A 22,944-nucleotide genomic window follows, 5' to 3' on the forward strand; every position below is an offset into this window, starting at 1 on the left:
TAATAATTTCTCAAAAAAAACTATTTTCTATTCTAACTTTTGTTTTATTTCATCTATCATTTCACTTGACCACCCATAAGATTGATAAAGAACAGTACCATTTTTATCTATCAGATAAGTACGAGGAATATATTGTGTCGCAAATTTATCATATACCAACCTATCTTCATCAGCTACTAAATGGGATTTAAAGTTTTTGTTTTTCCTCCATTTTTCCATTTCTTCTTTGCTATGTTCTCTACCCACAACAATAAAATTTATCTCATCATTAGCAGCAAAGCTAGATTCTAACTCTGGAATAGCAACCTTACAAGAAGGACACCAAGTAGCAAAAAATATAAGCAGCGTAGTTTTTTCACTTCCCTTTCCTACAACAAAGTTTTTATTATCTAAGGTGGTTAAAGTAAATGATTCAATACTATTTATAGGTTTCAATTCTTTTATTTCTTCTTTTGATAGAGAAGATGAATAGTTGGTTGTAAGATTTTTTGGAAGTTTAGTTCTACAACTCAAAATAATCAATAGTAAAAATAAGAACAGTAGGTTGAAGTTTTTCATAAATTAAACTTTAGTTTTTGGATTTAATAGTATTCAAATTGAAAAATACTCTTTTTAGTTCAATTTGCTCAAAATAATCTTACAAATTCTTCAAAGCAAAAAGCTCGTGCAATTCTCCAGTATTCATTTCGGTTATCCACGCATTATTTGTAGAGATTGCCATATCTGCAATTTCCTTTTTAGACTGCAAAAGTTCATTTATTTTTTCTTCTAATGTTCCTTTGGTAATCATACGATGCACCAAAACATTATTTTTTTGTCCAATTCGGTAGGCTCTATCTGTTGCTTGAGATTCTACGGCAGGATTCCACCACAAATCAAAATGAATAACATGACTTGCAGCAGTCAAATTTAGTCCAGTTCCACCAGCTTTCAACGACAAAATCATAAAGGGACAATGTTCTTCATTTTGAAAAATCTCAACGGCTTCATCTCTTCCTTTTCTTGTAAGTCCACCATGTAAAAAGGGAACTTGTGTATGAAAAGTAGATTGTAAAAAGTCCTTCAAAAGTTCTCCCATTTTGGTATATTGAGTGAAAATCAAGGCTTTTTCGTCAGCTTCATAAATCTGTTTTACAATTTCTAATAGAAGTGCAGTTTTGCCAGAATCACTTATTTTCATGGTGCTTTCCTTCAAAAAATGAGCAGGATGATTACAGATTTGTTTGAGTTGCATCATGAGTTTCAAAATAACACCTCGCCTTTTTATTCCTTCAAATTCTTCTACTACCTTCATTCCTTCTCTCAAAGTAGTTTCATAAAGCAAAGTTTGTTCTTTAGTGAGCTTACAAATTTGGTCTTTTTCTATTTTTTCTGGCAAGTCATCAATTATACTTTTATCTGTTTTAAGCCTTCGCATAATGAAGGGTGCAGTCATTTTTTTGAAAATATCAGCACGATGTTCATCTCTATCTCTTTCAATCGGAATAGAAAAATTAGTTCTAAATTTAGACAAAACATCTAAATAATTCTCATTTACAAAATCAAAAATAGACCAATATTCACTCAAACGATTTTCGACAGGCGTTCCAGAAAGAGCTATTTTACGAGGACTTTGTAGCATTTTGATAGCTTCTGTTTGTCCAGCAGCAGGATTTTTGATGGCTTGGGCTTCATCAATAATTACACACGACCACTCTCGCTCTGCAAAACGCTTGTCTTCACTTCTGACTGTTCCATAAGTGGTAAGCCAAACATCAGGTTTAAAATTTTCGTTTTCATTATTTTCAATCCATTTTCTATTTGCTCCATGATAAATATAAAAAGAAAGCGAAGGTGCAAATTTTTCGATTTCTCGTTGCCAGTTGCTCAAAAGTGTTGTTGGCAAAACAGCCAAAGCAGGTTCATTATTTCCTCCTAGTTGATTTTCTTCTTTGAGTTTTAATAAAAAAGTAATGGTTTGAAGTGTCTTTCCAAGTCCCATATCATCAGCCAAAATAGAACCCAAACCCAGCTTTGCATTTTGATACAACCATTCATAACCAACTTGTTGATAGGGACGTAAAGTGGCTTTTAGATTTTGAGGCGTTTCGATTTTTGGAGCTTCTTTAAGTTCTTGTAACAAAACCCTTACTTTTTCGCTTAATTCTACTTTTGTTCCTTGATATTCTTCTGTGAGAGCTGTTTGTAAAAGCTCTGCACTTGATAATTTTTTCTTTTTCTTCTTTAATTGTTCGACAATTAAGGCAATTTCTTTTTCATCTAACAAAACATATTGGTCTTTGAATCGCCACAAACCAGCCTTTTGAGCAATCATTCTTTCAAAATCGGCTGCCGAAATTTTCTCATCACCCATCGCTACTTCCCAATCAAAATCCCAAACACTTCCCAGTTTTAAGAATGATTCTTCTTTTTTGTTTTTAGAATTTAGGCTTGCTTTTAATTTTGGTCGGACAATTTTTTCTAGTCGTTTTGGCAACAGTATTTTTATTCCCAAAATCTGTAAGACGGGGAAAATATCTATCAAAATTTTGCTTAATCGTGTTGCTTCTATTTCTTTTTGTGTCTGTCCTTGCGTTTCGATAATTTCTTTTATTTCTCCCAAAAAATCAGACAAAATCTGCAAATCTTGTACAATCGGCAAACGAACATCTTCAAACGAATCATCTTCAAAAATTACGGCAAGAGGAATATGTGGACTTTCATTTTCGGCATGTTTATTTTGGAGTTCTTTATCTTCGATCAAAATTTCTAAACTGAAAGTTTCGTCTGCTTCTTCATAACTGTTTTCATTATGAATACTTTCTTCATCTGTTTCTCCGTCTTCAAAATTCTCTTGAATAGACAAGATAGGAACATATTTCCGTTCAGATAAAAGAAATTTACCAAGCCAAGCACGAATCAAATGAGGCATATCTTTTTCTTGATAACCTGTAAAATTCATCGCCAAATTCATAAAAAAGATACTTTCTATCTTCATATTCAAAGACGAAAGGCGTTTTTTGTAACGTGTCTTTATCCAAGACTCTTCAATATAAAAATGCAAAATCATTCCCAAAAGAGTGAGTGTAGATTCTGTTTGGTCGGAGTAATAAGGTTCTATCTTTGCCTTTGTTTTTTCCTTGTCCTTTGATTTTAAGCCTATATTAACTGTTCTAATATCAACCGTTTCAGAGATTTGAGTTAGAATTTCTTTGACATCTGTATTCAAAACAGCAGGTTGCCAACGGATAAAAACTTCATTTTTTTGATTGCTAAAAATCGTCGGAACTATTGCACCACGTTCTAAAAGTGCCAGCGCAAACTGATGAATTTTAAATAAAACTTGTAACTGTTCTGAAAGACGTTTTATTTCTGTGGTAGGAAGTGTATAAAATAAATCTAACAAAAAACCAAAGCCATTATCAATTTTGGTTTTGATTAATTTTCGCTTTTGTTTGGTTACCTTAAATGTATTTCGAAGTTTATAAGAAGCATCAAACGTAAATTCGAAGCGTTCTATTTCGTAATAATTTTTATTCTTTTTGTCATTTTCCTTTTTTTGTAGTTCATTTTTAGTATAAAATGATTCATTATATTTTCTATCCTCTTCTCGTTCTTCTTCTGTTTCGTAATCTTTCCAATATTCTTCTATCGTTTTAGGTAATTTTTGATAGACTGTTTGAAGGACGCTTTTAAAATCTTCTTTCTCAAAAAAAGGAGGATTAGGCGAAAGAAGTTGTAATAAAGTCTGTTCAAGTTGTGGAATTTGAGCAAAGGAAATATCTAATTTTTCTATCTCTTTTGGTTCTGGAAGTTCTTCTATTTCGTCTAATAACAGCCATTTTTCTTCCCATTTTGGCATAGAAGCCATTTTTTGTTTTTGGGCATTTTGTTCGATATAAGAAAGTAAATCAAAATCGTGCAATAAGAAAATCAAAAACGGATTTGTATCAATTTCTTCTGAAAAAGAATAAATCAAGGCTGCAATATGTTTACAAGGCATCGCAAAATCTGGACACGAACAACCTGCACTAAAATCTCGCCAACGCTTCGGAAAAAGACTAATATCTTCTTGTTCTAATAAATCAAAGAGTTCTTTTGGTAATTGTCTTTGTGTGAGTTGCTGCCAAAGTTCTGGTTTTTTTTGAAGAGTTTCTAAAATTATCTTTTTATCATTTTCGTCAAAGGCTTTCATTTCTACATAGGTAGAATAAGGAGTCGAACGGCTGCCTCTTATTTTTGCTTCTATTGCTGTTCCTCTAATTACTTTTTGTGTAATTGAGCCATTTCTTGCGTAGGTTCTTCCTCGTGTAAGTCTGCCTGTATCGTCTATATCAGTGAAGGCTTCTAACCACTTTTGTCCCCACCACGTTTTACCAAATCCTCTTGCCATTTTTTATACTATTCTTTTTTTGATAGAACAAGCCGTACCTTAAAAGGCACGGTACATTTGCACTTACTCTAAAGAGTAAGCTACGTTGCACAAAAATACATTTTTTTTGAAGGAAATGATAATAATTGATTTTAGAAACCTTTTTTTATCAGAATGGGAATGCAATCCTACCAAAATGAAATAGTATTACTATTTATTAAGCAAGTAAATTGAGTGTAAAAAATATTTTTACTATTATTTTTTGAAGGAAAAAAGTGTTTTAGGGTAAATAGAGCAGCTTTTTAGAAATATTTTGTCAATAGTTAGGCTGGAGAATGAAAATATTTCTTCTAAAAATAAAACTGGCAAACGTATTGAAATAAGTAAAGCATATCACAATAAAGGAAAAGTTCTCAAAGTAACTTTCATTTGTTTTGTTGAGGAAGGACTTCAAAACAAATCATTTTTTAAAAGTAACTTTATTTTTTAGAATTTTTCTTATTGATTGTGAGCAAGTAATGAATAGAAATAGCAGGTAAGTTTGTGGTGAAAGCCTATTTTTTTCAAATGCCTATTTTTAGCTTTTCTATTAAGTAATTGAAAAACCCTTTCTCTATTTATTTAGAAAAAGGGTTTATTTTTCGATTCTATTTTTTGGAAAAACAAGTGTTATTCAATCGTAACTGTATAACTTGTTTGACCAGTATTTGATTTTTTAAATAATAAGCAAAAATAGAAAGATATTTTTAACCAAAATACTGCTCCTACCCTTTAATTTTTTCTTCCATATTTCGTGCGACACTAGAAATTTTTATTTATAAAATTCATTGACAGAACTTTTATTGGTCTCACAGCACACAATCAATTAAATTCAATTTTGTATTCTAATCCAATTTTCTCGAATAGACTTTCTTTTTGATAGAATATTTCTTTTTGTCTGTCTGTAAGTTCTTTATTTTGACTAGAGTTTAAGACTACAAAATCTATTACTTTTTTGGGATTTCCTTGTCCATCACAAATCAAAAAATTGATTATTTCATTCTCTAGATTTTCAATTTCTTCTACTACCTCAAAAATACTATCTTCTAAAAAAACAGAAATAGCAATTTGTGGATAGACAAAATGCTCTTCTCTTCGAAGCTGTTTGAAAAACTGTAAATGCTGCGAGGTCGGAAAAATTGACTTTACTTTTTGAGAAAACTGTAACGGATTTTTTTGTTTTGCTTTCTGTGTTTGTCTTTTTTCTAGGGCATCTTTACAATTTTCACATAAATAAGGTACAGGATTCTCCCAAGGCTGGTATTCATAGACTTTTCTATTTGCATAATAATCATTCCGACGATTCAAGAAATGAGTAGGTATTCCACACAAATCACATTTCGATTTTTTGATATAAGCACGACTAAAACGAGCTACTTTTGTATGAATTTGACGAGGCTTCAGACGGAAATTTAATGAGAGTTCGGCAAGTGTATAACGGAATTTTTCTTTTGCATCAAAAAGCTCTTGTTCTTCTGTATTTAGAAGCCAATAACACCGACAAAGTTCTTTTTCATCTTCATCTTCTGTTAGGTAATCAATTTCAATTTCTGGAAGCATAAAAAAATAGTGGTAAGTGATGAGTGGTAAGTTATTACACTATAAAAAAACAGACCTAAATTTTACTTTAAATCTGTTTTTATAATTTTATAAAGATAGAAAGTTGTATTACATTAAATATTTTCGACTATTTGTATTCATTTATCACTTACCACCAATAACTTATCACTTTTAATATGTACTTTTATCATCAAAATCATCAATTAGAAGTTCTTTTGTCTTTTTCAAGATATTAGCAAAAAATCCTCCTGCTGGTTTTTCAGATGGCTTTTTGACTTCTTGTCCTTGGCTATTTATTTCATAGCCTGTTGTCTGAGTTATTTGGTCGTAATCTCTTTGATAAACATCTCTATCATCAAGCGTTCTGAAACCTGCCAAAACCAAGCCTACACCTGTCGCATACATTGGATTTTTGACCGAATCAGACTGACTTCTTCCTAAATATTCATTTGGATAACCAATACGAACATCTATACCTGTTTTATACTCAAAAAGTTCTTTCAAATACTGCATCAATGAACCTCCTCCAGTAAGAACAATTCCACCAGCTAAACGATTTTTGTAACCTGAGCGCAAAATTTCACTATAAACAAGTTCTACAATCTCTTCCATTCTCGCCTCAATAATATAAGACAGATTTTTGATAGAAATTTCTTTTGAAGAACGATTGCGAAGCCCTGGAATAGAAACAACTTCATTATCAGGTGCATCTTTTGCCAAACAACGACCAAATTTGACCTTTAATAATTCAGCTTGATTTTGCATTACGGCACATCCTTGTTTGATGTCCGAAGTGATAATATTTCCACCAAATGGAATAACCGAAGTATGACGAATAATTCCATCAATAAAAATGGCCAAATCAGTAGTTCCTCCACCAATATCAACAATAGCAACTCCTGCTTCTTTTTCTTCTTCACTCAAAACAGAAAGTGCAGATGCCAACGGTTCAAGAATCAGATTTTCGATTTCTAAACCAGCACGCTGAACACATTTTTTGATATTTCGAATAGCATTTGTTTGAGCTGTAATGATATGAAAATCAGCTTCCAGTTTTACGCCAGCCATTCCAACAGGGTCTTTTATATTTGGCTCATAATCGACAGTATAATGTTGAGGCATAACATGAATAATATCCGTTCCTGCTTCAGTTACGATGCGATACATGTCATTTGTAAGGCGATTTACATCAGAAGGAGTAATTTCTCCATCTTTTGAGCTTCTAGTAATTCCTCCGTGATGAACTGTACTTTTGATATGCTTTCCTGCAATTCCTACATTTACGATACGCAAATTTACACCTGAATTACGTTCAGCTTCTTCAACAGCTTGCGTAATGGCTGCCACTGTCTTATTGATATTGCTAATAATTCCTTCTTTTACACCTTCGGAAACAGCTTGTCCTACTCCTAATACTTCCAGTTTATCGTACTCGTTCATTCTGCCTACGATAACACAAATTTTTGTTGTTCCGATGTCTAATCCTGCTACTATTCTTTGATTTTGCATACGTCTTTATATGTACAACACTTATCAAGGTTTGAGTACAAACCATCGTTAAGGTCAATTTTAGTTTTATAGTTTATTTACAGACAATTTGATTGTCATATCTAACACTTACAAGTTGATAACTTCCCCAACCTTTTACAGGAATAATTTTATCATAAAAAGTTTTCAAACGAGTAAGTTTGTTTTCCATATTTTTAGCTGAACCCAGCTCAATAAGTTGCTCACCTACTTGTGGATACGCTAGTATATTTCCTTTAGTATCTCTTTCTAGCTGCGTAATTTGAGCCTTCCAAAATGGTTTTTTATCTATTTCTTTGAGTGCGTCAATAAATAGTTGCCCATCTGGAGTTTTCCAAAAAGCAGTATCTAAAAGTTCTGTGTCATTGCTTTTCTGACTAGAAAGTAACATGACTCGTGCCGTAAAATTAGGAGAAAGAGGAATTAGTTTTCCTGATTCAGTAATATAAGCACCGTTTGCAGAGTTTTTATTCAAAATTCGTGCAAGAGGTTTGAGTTCTTCTACTTCTATATGCAGAATTCCTTTTGAATCTACGGCTACTTGACAAGTAGATACAAAGTTATTGGTTTTTATGGAGTTTTCAATTTTTTTGGTATCTATCTCTTTAATTTTGAGGTTGTTTACATCAATTTTTGCATCTTGACGAACCAATTTTAATATTTCTACTTCTGTCAAAAAATGAGAAGTATCTTGAAGATTTTGTGCTGCATTGCGAACCACAATGTGTACACGTTGAATCATTTGTCCACGCTGATACACTTCTGTTGCTGCAATAGTAACAAGAATAGATAAAACAAATAAGATTATTTTTACAGATATTTTCATGACTTTAAATATAACATAAATTTTCTATAAGTCCAGTTAAATCTAGTAAGGTTTTGAAAAATGATATAGGTTGTAAAAATACAAAAAACCTTACTCTTTTTCAGAATAAGGTTTTTTATCTAAGCAAAATTAGATTAAAAATCAATTTCAATCAGTTAATTATCTTAGTTTTGTGTACTTTGTGCTTTTGCAGCAGCCTCTGCTTCAGCTTCTAATTTGGCATTTGCAGCAGCTAACTGTTCGGCAGTCATTTTTATACCTAATTTATTCAATACCAAAAGAGTTACATCAATTTTATCAGTAGAAAACAAGAAATTATCTTGTCCCATTCCGTCTTGGCTACTCAAAATAAATGTATAACCATTTTCTTTTCCTACTTCTTCAATAGCTGTTTTTACTTTTTTGAGAATAGGAGTTTGTAATGCAGCTTGCATTCTTTGAAGTTCTTGGCTATATGCTTCACGGTCTTGTGCAATTTCTTGTTGTACCTTCTGTAAATCTCTTGCACGAGTTTGTAAAACAACAGGAATTTCGTTGCCTGATTCACTATCAGCTTCAAACTTTTTCACTTTTGTTTCAAAGTCTTGTTGTTTCTCCATAAGTATACTTGTTAGTTTTGCTTCCGTTTTCTTGAGAGAATCTTGTGCTTTTGTATAAGCAGGAACATGAGGCAAAATCAAATAAGCACTTGTATAACCAATTTTTACATCTTGAGCTTGAAGAGAAGCAACAAATGCAAATAAAGTGAGTAAAAGGAATATCTTTTTCATCGTTTGTTTTATCGTTTGATATATAATACAGGAATATTTTTGTTTAATACAAAAGAATTCTGCAAAGGTAAGTAATTAATTAAATTTAATTGTTGTAAAGGTTAAGAATTAGACCAAATAGATTAAAGACCTAGTTTTTTGACAACCAAATCAGTAACATCTGTTCCTTCTGCTGAGTATAAAATGTATGAAGAATTTGTACCATCTAATTCATTCAAAATAAGAACATAATTATTTTCTTTTCCTACTTCTTTAATGGCTTCACGAATTTTTGCATAAATAGGAAAAAGTAAATCGTTTTGTTTTTTATTAAAACGTTCTTCTTCTGTCTTTTGCATATTTTCAAAGTTTGCAAACAAACCCTCTAGCTCTTGTTGAGCTTGCGCTTGTTGCTGTTCATTTGTTACTGTTTTTTTCAGTTCTTCTTGTCTAGCCTGTATTTTTTGATATTCTCCTTGCAATCTTTTTTGGATTTGCTTCTGAAAACCTTCTAACTCTGAAGTAGCTACTTTATATTCAGACATCATACTAGCTACTGAATCTACTTGTACATAACCAATTTTGAGGTTTTGAGCTGTTGCTTGATTGTTTTGAAAAAGAACAAAGGCAAATAAAAGACTTAGAGATAAAATTATTTTTCTCATAATTTTGATATAATTTGTTTTAAGTGAGTTTGAAGGGAAATTTTAGTTTTATTGTTGGATTTTGAGTTTAAGAATTATCCTTTTTTATCAATAGAAATATTAGGGTCTTGTATTCCTAATTCTTCTAAGACAAAATCAGTAAAGTTATAGGTTTCGTCATAAAAAAGCATGTGCAAATCACTTGCTTTATCAAACATAAAGTGAAGTTTCTTTTGTAACGATACAATTCTGACAGCTTCCATTATCTTATCTTGAATAGGACGAATAAGTTCACGTCTTTTCTGAAAAAGCATCCCATTTGCACCAAAAATACTTTCTCGGTAAGCAATCAAATCGCTTTCTAGTTTTTGAATTTCTTTTTGCTTTTCAGCATACATTTCTTCTGTCAGAAGTACTCTTTCAGCTTCTAATTTTGTACGACTATCCAAAACTTCTTGCTGTTTTTTGGCTAACTCTGCTTTCCATTGTTTTGTCATTTCTTCCAATTCTGTATTGGCTTGCGAATACTCAGGCAAACGCTCCAATATTTTTTGAGAGTCAATATAACCAAAACGCTGTGCAGAAGCTGTATTAAAGCTACTCAAAGCAAATAATCCTACTAAAAAAAGAGTAGAAAAGGTAAAAGCGATATTTTTTTTAAAAGGGATTTTCATCATATATAGGGATAAAATTCAAAATTATTGCCAAGTTTTTTCAGTTACCAGTTATCAGTTACCAGTTACCAGTTTTTAACAGTCTTTTACAGTCTTTTACAGTTACCAGTAAGTAGTAATCAGTTACCAGTTAATACGAGAACTACTATTTTTCAATAGCTTTCATTAACTTGTAATTTCATTGAAATTAACTGGTTACTGATAACTGACTATCGTATCATCTGTCCAATAGTAAAGTGGAATTGCGCTCCATTAGCATTTGGATTTCCAGGTATTTGGTCAAATCCATACGCCCAATCAATTCCTAAAAGTCCAAAAGCAGGCATAAATATACGTGCACCAACTCCTGCCGAACGTTTCAAGTCAAAAGGTTGGAATGTCTTAAAACTTCCCCAGTTATTTCCACCTTCAGCAAAAGCCAAAACATAAATAGATGCAGCTTGATTAAGTGTAACTGGATAGCGAAGTTCCATCACAAATTTATTATAAGCTACTCCACCTTCTCTTTTAGAATCACTAGGAACAACTGTATTGTCTTCATATCCTCTAAGACCAACAATATCAGACCCCAAAAGTAAATTCCCAAAACCTAAACCAGAACCACCCAAAATAAAACGTTCGAATGGACTAATAGGAGCAGAACTGTTGTAAGAACCAATGAATCCCATGTGCGCTCTTGCACTAAATACAAGGTCTCCAACGATTGGAGTGTACCACGAATTATCAAACATCCATTTGTGATATTCTACAAACTTAAAAATTTCTGTATCTTCTGCTGTTTCATAATTTATATCTCTAAATGACGAAAAAGGAGGTGTAAGACCCAAACTAAGTGAAATACTTGCTCCATTACGAGGATAAATCTGACTATCTACACTAGAGCGAGAAAGTGTTGTATTAAATACAATATTATTAAATGTTCCATCAGTAATATTTCTAAAACCAATTCCTTGATAATTATTAAGACTATAGCGAAGGTAAGCCAATGAGTTACTAAGTGTAAAATAATTATCGGGGAATCTTAATTGACGTCCCAAAGCAAGTGTTATTCCTGAAACTTGAAAATTACCTGTTATTTCTCTAGTTAGTCCAGTTCTATCGAATTGGCTTTGTTTTGAGTGTTGTAAACTAACAGAGAATGAATTTCGTTTTTTACCTCCTAACCACGGTTCCATAAATGAAAATGAATAGGTCTGAAACTGACGACCACTTGCTTGAAAACGTAGAGAAACTTGCTGCCCATCACCTTGTGGAAGTGGTGACCACGAACTAAAATCTAATAAGCGACTTGAAGAAAAATTATTAAAAGTTAGTCCTAGCGTACCAATGAAGCCAATCGCTCCACCTCCCCAACCACCAGATAGTTCGATTTGGTCATTTGGTTTTTCCACTACTGAATAATGAATATCCACTGTTCCATCTGATACATTTGGTATTGGATTGATTCCTATATTTTCAGCATCAAAATAACCTAATTGTGAAAGTCTTTGTTGTGTACGAAGAAGTGCCGAACGACTAAACTTCTGACCTGGAAATGTATAAACTTCTCTCAGAATAACATGATCTCGTGTACGAGTATTTCCTGTTACAATTATTTTACTAATTGTTGCTTGGTCGCCTTCATAGATTCTCATTTCTATATCGATAGAATCATTATCTACTCTAATCTCAACAGGTTGAACATTAAAGAATAAATAACCATCATCCATATAAAGCGATGTAATATCTAATCCTGTTGGATTGTAAGACATACGTTTTTGTAAATCTTCTGGATTATAGACATCTCCTTTCCTAACTCCCAAAACAGAACCTAAAAGTGTATCAGAGTGAATATAATTTCCTGACCAAGTAATATTTCGGTAGTGATATTTATTTCCTTCATTGACAGTCATTTTTATTTTCACACCATCTTCTACTGTTGTTACAGTATCTGAAATAATATAAGCATCTCTATATCCTTCTTTATTATAATAAGCAACAAGAGCTTTTTTATCATTTTTGAATTCATTAGGAATAAATTTGGAAGACCTAAATATGTTCCAAGGTGCAAATTCTTTTGTTTTTTTCAGTTTACGTTTGAGTTTTTTGTCTGCAATAGCTGTATTTCCTTCAATCTCAATCTCTTGAATTCTCACTTTTTTGCCTTTATCCACATCAATTTCTAAACGAATACTATTTGCTAGAGTAGTATCTTTTTTCTGAACAATATCTACTTTTACATTTCTGAATCCTTTCTGAATATAATGTTGTTTGATAGCTACTTCTGTATTTTTGATAACAACATCATTTACAATACGACCACGCACAAGCGTTACTTTGTCTTTTAATGTGTTTTTTTGACCTTTAGATATTCCTGTAAAATCAAAACGAGATAACCTTGGTCTTTCTGTTAGGACAAGTTTTAAGAAGACTTTTTCATCTTCGATTTTATCTACTTCTATACTTACATCTCCTAAAAGTCCTTGTTTCCAGAGTTTACGAATAGCAAGTCCTATGGCTTCACCAGGAACGAGTATTTTATCTCCAATACGCAACCCTGTAAGTGAAATAAGGGCATTTGGATCAAGATAACTTGCTCCTTCTACAGAGATTCCTCCAATAGTATATTCTTTTGGATTGCCATAATCAAAATCTTTTGTAGAAGTTGTTCCAAAATTTCCTAATCCTTTGAAAGGTGTTGTTTGGGCAAAAGTAGATACAGAAGTTCCCCAAAATAAAGAGAAAATAATAAGCGAAAAAATAATACCTCTTATTGATTGTTGAGAGTAATTATTTTTTAATAAGATATAAATTGAATGATATGAGTACATAAAGTCTGAAGATAGTAAATGAGTAGAATAGCGTAGATTTTTCATAAATTGAATAAAAAACCTTATTTTTTCTTATCTATTTTTGATTTAGTAAGGTTTGTAAAATCTGTTCTATATTTTTTATTCTAAATAATTATTTTACTGTTTTTTTAGTCGTTTTTTATTTCTTTATTTCTTTAAATTTGCTCACTTGTTTTACCAAAACGTCTTTCTCTATTTTGGTAATTGAGAAACGTTTCGAACAAATGTACTTTTCGAAAATCTGGCCAGAGTACATCCAAAAAAGCAAGTTCAGAGTATGCTACTTGCCAAAGCAAGAAATTACTGATTCTCATTTCTCCACTTGTACGAATAAGAAGCTCTGGGTCTGGAATAGAAGCAGTATAAAGATGTTTGGCAATCAACTCTTCATCTATTTCATTTGGTTTGACTTCTCCTTTTTCTACTTTTTGAGCAATTTTTTGAATAGCCGTTTTCATTTCTGTACGTCCACTATAACTCAGAGCAAGTGTAAGAATAAGTCTATCATTATGTTCTGTTTTGGCAATCGATTCATCAAGCTGAGTTTGACATTTAGTAGGAAGAGATTGTAACTCACCTATTGCTCCTAATCTCACTCCTTTTTCACTTAATTCTTTTACCTCACTACGCAATGTTGAAACCAAAAGCTGCATTAATCCGTTTATTTCATCCTCAGGACGTTGCCAGTTTTCAGTAGAAAATGTATAAAGAGTAAGGTATTTTACCCCCATCTCTACACAACCTTCTATAGCTTCTCTGACTGCCTTTACAGCATTCTTATGTCCAAAAATTCTAGAAAAACCTCGTTGTTTTGCCCATCTTCCGTTTCCGTCCATGATAAGAGCAACGTGAGAAGGCATGCGATTTTTATCCAATAACTCTTGTACTTCTTCTTTTGTACGAGATGATAATGGAACAAATGCTGTAAAATTTTCTATTTTTTTTTTGGTATTTTCTTTTTTAGCTGATTTCATAATTTGCTTCCCTGTTTGCTTTTGGTTATTTAAACCAACTTTTTAAATGACTATTTTGAATACAAACTATCTTATTCAGAGTTTATAGACTTAAGACATTATAATTTGGGGCGCAAGTTACGAAAAGATTAGTCAAATTCAGTTTTCTATTTTCTTAAAACCTTCAAAAACACAGATTAACTATTTTAATTCGTTAAATAGTAGTCAGAATTTGAATTGAGAGTCTAAAAACTTAGACTGTTTGGAGGGAATACGATAATAAACAGATAAATGCAGCAACACAAACCAAATAACCTTCTTAAAAAATGTAAAATCAAATTTTAATTCCTATAACAACTACATCATCAGTTTGGGAAGTTTGATGTTTCCATATTTCAAACGCAGATTTAATTTCAGAGTGCATTTGTGTCATAGATTCATAAGGAGTTTCATTCAGAAGTTTTCGGAAACGTTTGCTTCCAAATTTTTTATCGTTTTCTCCTCCAAATTGGTCTGGATAACCATCCGAAAACAAATAAAATTGACTTCCCTTTTGATATTCTAACGTATTAAGAGTAAATATTTTTTCTCTCTTACGTTTCTCTCCTCCTAAGGCTGCACGACTGCCCTTAATCATTTGAATAGTTTTATCGGTAGGAGTTCTATAATATAGAGGACGATTTGCACCAGCATAATATATTTTTTGCTCATTTTCAATAACTAAAATAGAAGCATCCATTCCTTCCCTTACTTTTATGCTTCTATCTGATGAGGATGAGGATGTAAATGCTTCCGTAATTCCTTCATTGAGAGCTTCCAAAATTTCATTGGGTTTTATAATTTTTTCCTTTTCTATAATTCTTTCTAACAAAAAATATCCTACAATCGTCATTATTGCCCCTGGTACACCGTGTCCTGTACAATCTGCTGCAATTATGATTTTATATTTTTTATCTTCTAAAGTAATATTCCTAAACCAATAAAAATCTCCACTAATAATATCTTTTGCTTTATAAAAGACAAAAATCTCTTCAAAAGCAGCTTGCAAATAGGAGAGATCGGGAAGAAGAGCCAGTTGCAATCTTTCAGCAGTACGAACACTTGCCTGTATATCTGAAAACAGCTTTTCTACCTGTACACGTTGCTCTTTTATTTTATCACTTTGTGCTTGCAACTCGTGTGAATACTGTGTAACAATCTGATTTTGTTGTAACAATTCTTCATTATAACTTTCCACATCTTGGCGTGTTTCAGTTACTTCGTCCATATTTTTACCAGCCAAACCAAATGCAATTCCTAAAAAAATGGGCGCACTATCTATTATAAAATGAAGAGGGTTGAGAGAATGAACATTTATAAAACTTTCTGCACTAAAAGGTAGGTCTTTGAGAAATAATCCATCAAAGAGTAAAGAAAAAACAGGAAAACAAAAGCCAAAAGCTATACCAAATAAAGAATATTTAAAAGTATAAGATTTGCGAGAAGATAAAGACATTTAAGAATAAAAAATATAGTTCAATTTTATCATAATAATTAAAAAATTAGGATAAAACTTTTTGCAGAAAAGAAGTCTAACAATATACGAGAATTTATTCATAAACGTTTGAATAATAGTGTAGTATTCTACTATCTCATCAAATTATTCTACTAATTATCCTTTTTTTAGTATTTAGTTTCCTAGATTTATATCTACGTCTTCAAACTCCCAGTTTGCTTTTAGCTCAAGTTCTCTCCCCAGATATGCTACTGGTTCAGGCAAAATACGTTTTTCAAAATCTCCATTATCCCATTTTCCATTTCCATTTGCATCCACAAGTACTCGCATTGTTTTCTTTCCTGTCGAAAGGTTTTCAAACCTATATTTTCTTTGATTTTGAATTGTTTGTTCTACTTTGCCTTTATCATCAATTACTTCTATGATAAAATTGTCATACTTACCCAAAACGTGTCCACTAATTACACCATAACTAGACTCTTCTCCTTGAGAATATTCTAAATTTTTGGAATCTTTGAGTGTATCGTTTTCTACAGAAACAAACGTATTTTTACGAATTTGTAATTGAAATGCTTTATCTTTATCAGTAGAAAGTTCTATTTTTTTGATAAATGAAACTTCTGTTCTATTTTTATTAAATTTCCAATCGGCTGCTGTTGTTCTACTTCCTGTGCTATCTCCTTTAAAACCTATAACAATACTATCATACTGAATACTAACAACAGGTTTATTAAAAAATAATTTTAAATCTAGTTCTTTATTTGGAAGAATTGGTGTTGCAGAAGGAGGCTCTTCTCTAATTGTAAAAGGAGATTCACGAGGTTTTCTGACCTTTCCAAACTGAACAGTAAGTGTAGTATCAATCTTATTTCCGATCGAATCTGTAAAAGACATTAGTGCCGAAACAGAATCTTCAGTATTCATATTTCGATTATAAAAATTGATATATTCATCTTGCAAAACAGGATAAAATAAGGTGTCATAATCTACCTCTAAGCCTTCATCTTGATAACTGATGGCATAATCAGCTACATTTTTATTAAATTTTATTTCAAAATATTGCGCTCTCTGTCTAGCTCCTGATAAACGAAAAGGCAAAATATCATAACGTATTACCTTAAAATCTACTCCTGAATAGCTTGTTCCGATTTGCAATGGTTCTTTATAAAAACCAATCAACTCTGTATTTTTGTTATAAATATAATCTCTTTTATCTTTTGGTTCTGCTAAGGCATACACTTTATATTTTCCTGATTTTATATTTTCAATAGCATATCTACCCATCGAATCTGTCAAAGAAAAATACAAAGGGCGACGATTTGTAATATCAAAAGAATCAGCCTCTACATCATTATATGCATACAATCCTACCATTGCATTTTCTAAATTATTTCCTTGCATAAGGCTTGAAATTGTACCTGTAATAAGCAAAGAATCTATTTTATCACCTGTGCTAAAAGCAAGTTTAATATTTTTGGGAACATTTTTTTCATTAAAATCAACTACTCCTTTTCCAAATGAAAACGTATAAGTCGTATTTTCAGCAAACGGTGTATCAAATTCTAAAGTAAGTCGATTTCTCTTTACAGTTGATTTATAAGTTCCATCTATAAAAGGCGAAATTTGTAATTCTTCTTGTAGTTTTTGTGTCGTAATATCTTCATCAAACTCCAAAATAATCATATCACCATTAAAATTTGTCGATTGGTCATTTGGATACGTAGAGAGGAGTTTGGGTGGTGTAATATCTTTCAATCCTCCTGTGGGCATACTTTGACTTGCACAAGCAGCCAAGAAAAAAATAAATATAACAGAAACCAAAAGGTAGATAAGAGAAGAAACGAAATGATTGAATTTCATAAAAATAAGCTATACAAATGAATTTGGAATAAATACTTTATTTACTGAATTCTACAAAATTACTAAATTCGTTTAGCACGAACGTAATTTTTTAAAATTAAAGACAATTAAAGAGCATTAAAAATAGATAAAAATGATATAGGTAAAAAAACAATGAACTAATTATGAAGCTTATTCATTGATAATGAAACAGTTATGAAATAATTCAAAAATAAATGTTTTTTTTTGATAAAAAACTTGACTGATATTAGTTTGGTACGTACCTTTGCATTCTCAATTCGGGTAAAGAAGTCATAAAAGAAATGATAATTTTATCCAAATAAGAATAAAAGACTAAAAAATGGGCCTATAGCTCAGCTGGTTCAGAGCATCTGCCTTACACGCAGAGGGTCATAGGTTCGAATCCTATTGGGCCCACATTTTTTAGAAATAATTATTATTATTTTTGATTTGAGGAATTAAAATGGGCCTATAGCTCAGCTGGTTCAGAGCATCTGCCTTACACGCAGAGGGTCATAGGTTCGAATCCTATTGGGCCCACATTTTAAAGACAATTAAGAAAAAAGGTTTCAAAAAATATTTTTTGAAACCTTTTTTTATGTTCAAATTTTATTTTTCTAAAGCTATGTTCACAGAAAATTCAAATTTTCCGAAACTAAACGATTACGAGGCTATTATTTTTGATTTGGGAGGAGTAATCATTAATTTGAGTTACAAAAAGACAGAAGAAGGGTTTAAGAGACTTTTCGGAACTGATTTCTCAGAGTTATATTCCAAACAAAGCCAAACAGATATTTTTAATAAACTAGAAACAGGACATATTTCTGAAAAAGAGTTTGTAGAAGCAATGCAAAAATCATCTAGTAAAAAAGTTTCGCATCAAGAAATTATCAATGCGTGGAATGCCATGCTTTTGGATATTCCCAAAGAAAGAATTGAACTTTTAAAGAAAATAGGAAAAGAAAAACGTATTTTTTTATTGAGTAATACCAATGAAATTCATAAAAAGGCTTTTGATAAAATTGTTTTAGAAGCTCATAAAATGGGAGGACTAGAAACACTTTTTGAGAAAGTATATTTTTCTCATTTAGTGGGAATGCGAAAGCCAAATAGAGAGATTTTTGATTTTGTAATTCAAGAAAATGACTTAAATCCTAAACAAACTCTTTTTATAGATGATAGTCCACAGCATATAGAAGGCGCAATCAAAACAGGTCTGAATGCCTATCATTTGGAGGTAGAAAAAAATACTATTTTAGATTTAGCTTAGAAATACCTTTGTACAAAAAAATATCCTTTATCAAATCAAAATTGATAAAGGATATTTTTATTCTAGAAACAGATTATAATTACTCTTTTTGTAACTTGACGATTTTCGTACGACTAGGAGTAGTTATTTTTACTAAGTACATTCCTTTTGCGAATCCTTCTAAAGACATATTTATTTTTGAAGAATTACTAATTGTTTTATTGTGTAAAAGCATTCCAATACTATTATAAATTTCTACTTGGTAGATAGTATTGGCTGTATAAGTTTCTCCCAAATCAATAATAAATTCGTTGCTTGTGGGGTTTGGATATACTTTTACTCCACCAGACAAACTTCCATCAATTTTGGCATCTACAATAGGACTAATCTTTTTATCTCCATTATTATCAATTTGGTTAAGATGGTAATAATAAATTTGATTTGTATTGACTTCTGTATCTTCAAAAGAATAAACTCCTGTATTGTTTTGAGCTACCCAGCCTACATTTGTAAAGTCCTTACCATCTATCGAACGCATTACTTCAAAACCTTCATTATTTATTTCATTGGTCGTTTTCCACTCTACAAGAATAGTATTTATGAGTGGTTTTGCAGTAAGTAAAAGCAAATCTACAGGTAAAATAACAGGGTCAAAAGTTTGTGGAACTGCAAAATCAGAAAAACCAGACATCCACTCCATAGATGTAGAGCCAAGCGAATTATCAGCACATAAAGTTGGGAAAGGTGGAATAGTCCAAGGATCTGTATTTACATTACGCTTCATAATAGTTGCTTCTGGACTTGCACATGCACCTCCATTTGTATAAGCATTATTATAAAGAGTCATTCTATACCTTCCATCTCCAGCTACTTGAGTTATATTATTAAATGCTGATAGTGTCCAAAAACCGTGATTTAATACTTCACAAGTACCAAAGGTAGCTTGACAACGATATTCGTTGGGCGATATTGGTGTTGCTCCTGGATACTGGTTGAAGAAAGCTAATAAGTTATTGGCAGTTGTCATTGGTGTTTGGAACTCAACTCTTGCTCTCTCATATTGTAAGGGATCAATAGAACAATTTCTAGTTTTGGTATCTGCAAAACCAAACCCATCTTCCATATCATAATTACCAATAAGTTCTGGTGGTATTGTACATTCGTAACGTACACAAAAGTTAGCAAATATTTCACCTGCTGATCTTGCTACATTCCAAATTCTTATATTATCATATCTACCTGCTAAATACCAGTTTTGATTTGTACTATTTCTGTATCTACCTACATAGAAATTTCCAGTAGTATTTAGGTCTGTGATATTAAGTGACTCTACTTCATTTCCATTTAGATATACTTTTACTTCTGAGATACCATTATAAGTCATAGCAAAGTGTTGCCAAGCTCCTACTGTTCCAGCTAGATTGAAGTCTTTTGTAATTCCTCCACCTAAGTCAATTCGATATCCATTACCTGTTCCTATTTTACGTAAGGCAAATAATTCTTTTGTAGCATCTCTACCCACATAAAAAATAGCTCCATTGCTAGGATTACTACTGATTCTTACCCACGCCTCAACAGTTCGTGGAGCATTTCCTAAAATAGCTACTGATGCAGGGAAGGCGATATGCTTATAAAGAGGTGCATCTGCAACAGCACTTCTATTATCAGTCAAGTTGATGACACGATTACTAGGAAAAGGATTTAAAGCACAGAAACTTGCATCGGCTACCCAATCTCCTACTACAGTATTTACAATAGAAGCTCGCTTAGTAGGTTCGGCAACAGCAGCACCTATATTCTCAACAGCCAGTCCGACAGGTAAATCGTAAGTGCCTGTTGGATTAATAGCACGTCTAAGCCTTCCTCCCACAAATCTATCATTGGTGCTATTAGCCAAAGAATACCCTGAAATAGCAGAAGGTAAGGGGTTGCGAACCACTACTTCTTTCAAACCCTCTGTACGTATTACACCTCTAATAAAGGTAAGTGTACCTGTTGGGCTAACTATCATATTTTGTGTTCCTGCATCTGAAACCTTTAAGCGAGGTATGTCAGGAAGAGGAGTTAAGTTATTAATTTGCAATCTTGCAAACTCTCCTGTACCTGAAGCATTTTTTGTATAAGTTTGTGGTTGAAGTCCTCTAAATTCTAATAGAGAACCAGTAGGCATATTCAAAGTACCTGAATGAACCATATCTCCACATACATTCAGACGACCTAATGGACTAATTGTTAAACTAGCTCCATTTTCAACAATAACATTCCGACAGGCTTGTGTTTCATTATCATATATTCTAGGAAAATTGACTGGTGGGATTCCATTCACCAAAGCAGGAACTACAATATCTCTGCTACAATCAGGTATTCCATCTTCTCCACAAGGCGCACTCCAATTGGAAAACTTTCCATAGTCATCGTCAGTATCTCCAATCCATACATACTCTACTGTACCCACACAAATAGTATCATAAACAATACAACGACCTAAATCTACAGCAACAATATAATCTCTTGTACGTCTTACATTTACTGTAATTTGAGGTGTGGTTTGTACAGGTGTAGTATTCCAAGTATAACTAACAGCACCATAAGTTTGTGCATCAAGGACTACATTTGAACCATAAAAAATACCAATATCAGGACCCAAATTAAGCGAGTTGAAAGATGAAAAATACCCATAACGACAACCAGAAGTTGCACCACCATTAGTAATACCTGCATGAAAGAGTGTAGTAGTATTTTCAATAGAATGCCCTCCAACAGCAACTGTTGCAGTATTATAATCAATACGGGCTGAATACCAATCTGGAGTACCATTGGCTGGATCTATATCTGGCGAACCAAGTACAGGGCTAAAGTTAGATACAGGAATAGGAGTGCCATCAAGGGTAAAATCTCCTTGCCCTCCTTCTTTTACAAGTAAAGTCAAGCTAAAATTCTCATTTGTAGAACGATTAAACTGTACCAAACGAGAACCTGTACATTCAATAGGAGGCAAAATAGCTGCACCAGTTTCACAGCCATACCCTGACATGTGAAGTACATAAATAGGTTTATTGGATTTGATATAGGCTTTTGGATGTGTTCCAAAATCCATATCAAAGACATACTGTTGTCCTGCTGCTAAAGTAGGTGTTCCTGCAATAGGAGTACCATTTCTACTAACCGTAAATGTAGTACTAGGTTGAGTAGCCAAAATATATACCTTTTCAGGTTGAGCTGTACTACCAACTCCTAAATTACCACGCATTACAATATACTCACTTCCTATAATATTTACAGGAACAAGTTGATCTCCTGCTAAGTCAGCACAACCACCTGCACCTATAGCAGCATTAATCAAATCATGATACACAGTAACTGCTATAGGTTTATTCGAAACAACATGAGAACCTGCTGGAGCATTTCCTGCACTAGGTTGTTGAGCAGCAACTGTATAAGTTTGTCCTCTATTTAAAATGAATGAGGGTTTTAGACCAGCAGGAGATGTTGTTCCTGATGCCCCTGTACCAAAAGAACGAGTGGCACGTGTAGTAGTAACTGTAACAGTAGTATTATCTTCAGTAGCCACAATCACAAAACCAGAGTGTCCGTTTGGACTATATCCACCACTATTCCACTCTGTTTGCATAGGTACATAAAAATCTGTTCCTAGTCCATTTTTTCCTTTTAAAGAAAAAATATCAGGATTATTTTGTGCGTTTGGCTCATAATAAGCTGTAATTCTTGCAGTAGATTCTACTAATAGACCTGAATTAAAAATGGCAGAATAATTTCTATTTGCATCTACCTCATCAGTTGCTACTACCCCTGTAATGGTCGTCATACGAGGAGTTTCTATCAAATTGATAAATGTTGTAAGGTCAACTGATTGTGCCCCAAAAGCAAGTAGATTTACCACAATAGGAGTAAAGCTAGGAGTAGCAGGCATACTAATAACCACAGTAGCAGGCTGATCAAAAGCTGCAAAACGCATCAGAATTGGTCTATCAAGACTACTTCCTGCTGCCCTTCTTGATATATCAGGAGCAGCAAACCAAAAACGAGTATCTATTTGGGCAGAACTACTACTAGGTTTTAGGATAAAACAGAATAGTATAAAAAGGAATAAGAATAAGTTTTTCATAAGCTATAATCTCGGAAGAATGTATTACTAAGAGGTTTGGATTTAGTCATTAAAAATATA

The 22,944-nt window shown here is 32.5% G+C and carries 14 protein-coding genes and 2 tRNA genes; 3 read left to right on the top strand and 13 right to left on the bottom strand.

What is annotated here, in order from left to right:
* Window positions 1-27: 27 nt before the first annotated feature.
* From ACE193_RS12045 to ACE193_RS12100, 12 genes are all read right to left on the bottom strand, one after another.
* A complete protein-coding gene (locus tag ACE193_RS12045) occupies window positions 28-558 on the bottom strand; it encodes a TlpA family protein disulfide reductase (RefSeq protein WP_375563237.1) in 531 nt (176 codons plus the stop codon).
* Between the two features lie 79 nt (window positions 559-637).
* Window positions 638-4,372, bottom strand: a complete 3,735-nt coding sequence (locus tag ACE193_RS12050; protein ID WP_375563238.1) for an SNF2-related protein — start codon at window positions 4,370-4,372, stop codon at window positions 638-640.
* Window positions 4,373-5,212: 840 nt separating this feature from the next.
* Window positions 5,213-5,950, bottom strand: a complete 738-nt coding sequence (locus ACE193_RS12055; protein WP_375563239.1) for a hypothetical protein — start codon at window positions 5,948-5,950, stop codon at window positions 5,213-5,215.
* A 171-nt stretch (window positions 5,951-6,121) separates the two neighbouring features.
* Window positions 6,122-7,459, bottom strand: a complete 1,338-nt coding sequence (gene ftsA / locus ACE193_RS12060) for a cell division protein FtsA (RefSeq protein ID WP_375563240.1) — start codon at window positions 7,457-7,459, stop codon at window positions 6,122-6,124.
* A 73-nt stretch (window positions 7,460-7,532) separates the two neighbouring features.
* Window positions 7,533-8,303: a cell division protein FtsQ/DivIB gene (locus tag ACE193_RS12065; protein ID WP_375563241.1), complete on the bottom strand. Its 771-nt coding sequence runs from the start codon at window positions 8,301-8,303 to the stop codon at window positions 7,533-7,535.
* A gap of 164 nt (window positions 8,304-8,467) precedes the next feature.
* Window positions 8,468-9,073 (bottom strand): OmpH family outer membrane protein, encoded by a 606-nt coding sequence (locus ACE193_RS12070; RefSeq protein WP_375563242.1) that lies wholly within the window; start codon window positions 9,071-9,073, stop codon window positions 8,468-8,470.
* 122 nt (window positions 9,074-9,195) lie between these two features.
* Window positions 9,196-9,717: an OmpH family outer membrane protein gene (locus ACE193_RS12075; protein WP_375563243.1), complete on the bottom strand. Its 522-nt coding sequence runs from the start codon at window positions 9,715-9,717 to the stop codon at window positions 9,196-9,198.
* Window positions 9,718-9,791: 74 nt separating this feature from the next.
* The gene (locus ACE193_RS12080; protein ID WP_375563244.1) at window positions 9,792-10,370 is read right to left on the bottom strand and encodes an OmpH family outer membrane protein; all 579 of its coding nucleotides are present in this window, start codon (window positions 10,368-10,370) and stop codon (window positions 9,792-9,794) included.
* Window positions 10,371-10,579: 209 nt separating this feature from the next.
* A complete protein-coding gene (gene bamA, locus ACE193_RS12085) occupies window positions 10,580-13,225 on the bottom strand; it encodes an outer membrane protein assembly factor BamA (protein ID WP_375563245.1) in 2,646 nt (881 codons plus the stop codon).
* Between the two features lie 131 nt (window positions 13,226-13,356).
* Window positions 13,357-14,175 carry an isoprenyl transferase gene (locus ACE193_RS12090; RefSeq protein WP_375563246.1) on the bottom strand — a complete coding sequence of 273 codons (819 nt, stop codon included), beginning with the start codon at window positions 14,173-14,175 and terminating at the stop codon, window positions 13,357-13,359.
* 313 nt (window positions 14,176-14,488) lie between these two features.
* Window positions 14,489-15,649, bottom strand: coding sequence for a PP2C family protein-serine/threonine phosphatase (locus ACE193_RS12095; protein WP_375563247.1), 1,161 nt, complete (start codon window positions 15,647-15,649; stop codon window positions 14,489-14,491).
* Between the two features lie 174 nt (window positions 15,650-15,823).
* Complete coding sequence (locus tag ACE193_RS12100; protein WP_375563249.1) at window positions 15,824-17,509, bottom strand: Ig-like domain-containing protein; 1,686 nt, start codon at window positions 17,507-17,509, stop codon at window positions 15,824-15,826.
* Between the two features lie 342 nt (window positions 17,510-17,851).
* On the opposite strand from ACE193_RS12100, the gene ACE193_RS12105 reads away from it, so the two are divergent.
* The 3 genes from ACE193_RS12105 to ACE193_RS12115 all read left to right on the top strand — a co-directional run bounded on the left by ACE193_RS12105 (window position 17,852) and on the right by ACE193_RS12115 (window position 18,779).
* A tRNA-Val gene (locus ACE193_RS12105) sits at window positions 17,852-17,926 on the top strand.
* Between the two features lie 48 nt (window positions 17,927-17,974).
* A tRNA-Val gene (locus ACE193_RS12110) sits at window positions 17,975-18,049 on the top strand.
* 85 nt (window positions 18,050-18,134) lie between these two features.
* Complete coding sequence (locus ACE193_RS12115; protein ID WP_375563250.1) at window positions 18,135-18,779, top strand: HAD family hydrolase; 645 nt, start codon at window positions 18,135-18,137, stop codon at window positions 18,777-18,779.
* 79 nt (window positions 18,780-18,858) lie between these two features.
* On the opposite strand, the gene ACE193_RS12120 is transcribed toward ACE193_RS12115, so the two are convergent.
* A complete protein-coding gene (locus ACE193_RS12120; RefSeq protein WP_375563251.1) occupies window positions 18,859-22,884 on the bottom strand; it encodes a LamG-like jellyroll fold domain-containing protein in 4,026 nt (1,341 codons plus the stop codon).
* Window positions 22,885-22,944 lie beyond the last annotated feature (60 nt).

The organism is Bernardetia aquimarina, assembly GCF_042180575.1.
GTDB lineage: Bacteria > Bacteroidota > Bacteroidia > Cytophagales > Bernardetiaceae > Bernardetia.

What these genes read in the sequence shown, in the direction of transcription:
- ACE193_RS12045 (WP_375563237.1), bottom strand. Translation starts at nt 558, where the DNA reads ATGAAAAACTTCAACCTACTGTTCTTATTTTTACTATTGATTATTTTG.
- ACE193_RS12050 (WP_375563238.1), bottom strand. Translation starts at nt 4,372, where the DNA reads ATGGCAAGAGGATTTGGTAAAACGTGGTGGGGACAAAAGTGGTTAGAA.
- ACE193_RS12055 (WP_375563239.1), bottom strand. Translation starts at nt 5,950, where the DNA reads ATGCTTCCAGAAATTGAAATTGATTACCTAACAGAAGATGAAGATGAA.
- ftsA (WP_375563240.1), bottom strand. Translation starts at nt 7,459, where the DNA reads ATGCAAAATCAAAGAATAGTAGCAGGATTAGACATCGGAACAACAAAA.
- ACE193_RS12065 (WP_375563241.1), bottom strand. Translation starts at nt 8,303, where the DNA reads ATGAAAATATCTGTAAAAATAATCTTATTTGTTTTATCTATTCTTGTT.
- ACE193_RS12070 (WP_375563242.1), bottom strand. Translation starts at nt 9,073, where the DNA reads ATGAAAAAGATATTCCTTTTACTCACTTTATTTGCATTTGTTGCTTCT.
- ACE193_RS12075 (WP_375563243.1), bottom strand. Translation starts at nt 9,717, where the DNA reads ATGAGAAAAATAATTTTATCTCTAAGTCTTTTATTTGCCTTTGTTCTT.
- ACE193_RS12080 (WP_375563244.1), bottom strand. Translation starts at nt 10,370, where the DNA reads ATGAAAATCCCTTTTAAAAAAAATATCGCTTTTACCTTTTCTACTCTT.
- bamA (WP_375563245.1), bottom strand. Translation starts at nt 13,225, where the DNA reads ATGAAAAATCTACGCTATTCTACTCATTTACTATCTTCAGACTTTATG.
- ACE193_RS12090 (WP_375563246.1), bottom strand. Translation starts at nt 14,175, where the DNA reads ATGAAATCAGCTAAAAAAGAAAATACCAAAAAAAAAATAGAAAATTTT.
- ACE193_RS12095 (WP_375563247.1), bottom strand. Translation starts at nt 15,649, where the DNA reads ATGTCTTTATCTTCTCGCAAATCTTATACTTTTAAATATTCTTTATTT.
- ACE193_RS12100 (WP_375563249.1), bottom strand. Translation starts at nt 17,509, where the DNA reads ATGAAATTCAATCATTTCGTTTCTTCTCTTATCTACCTTTTGGTTTCT.
- ACE193_RS12115 (WP_375563250.1), top strand. Translation starts at nt 18,135, where the DNA reads ATGTTCACAGAAAATTCAAATTTTCCGAAACTAAACGATTACGAGGCT.
- ACE193_RS12120 (WP_375563251.1), bottom strand. Translation starts at nt 22,884, where the DNA reads ATGAAAAACTTATTCTTATTCCTTTTTATACTATTCTGTTTTATCCTA.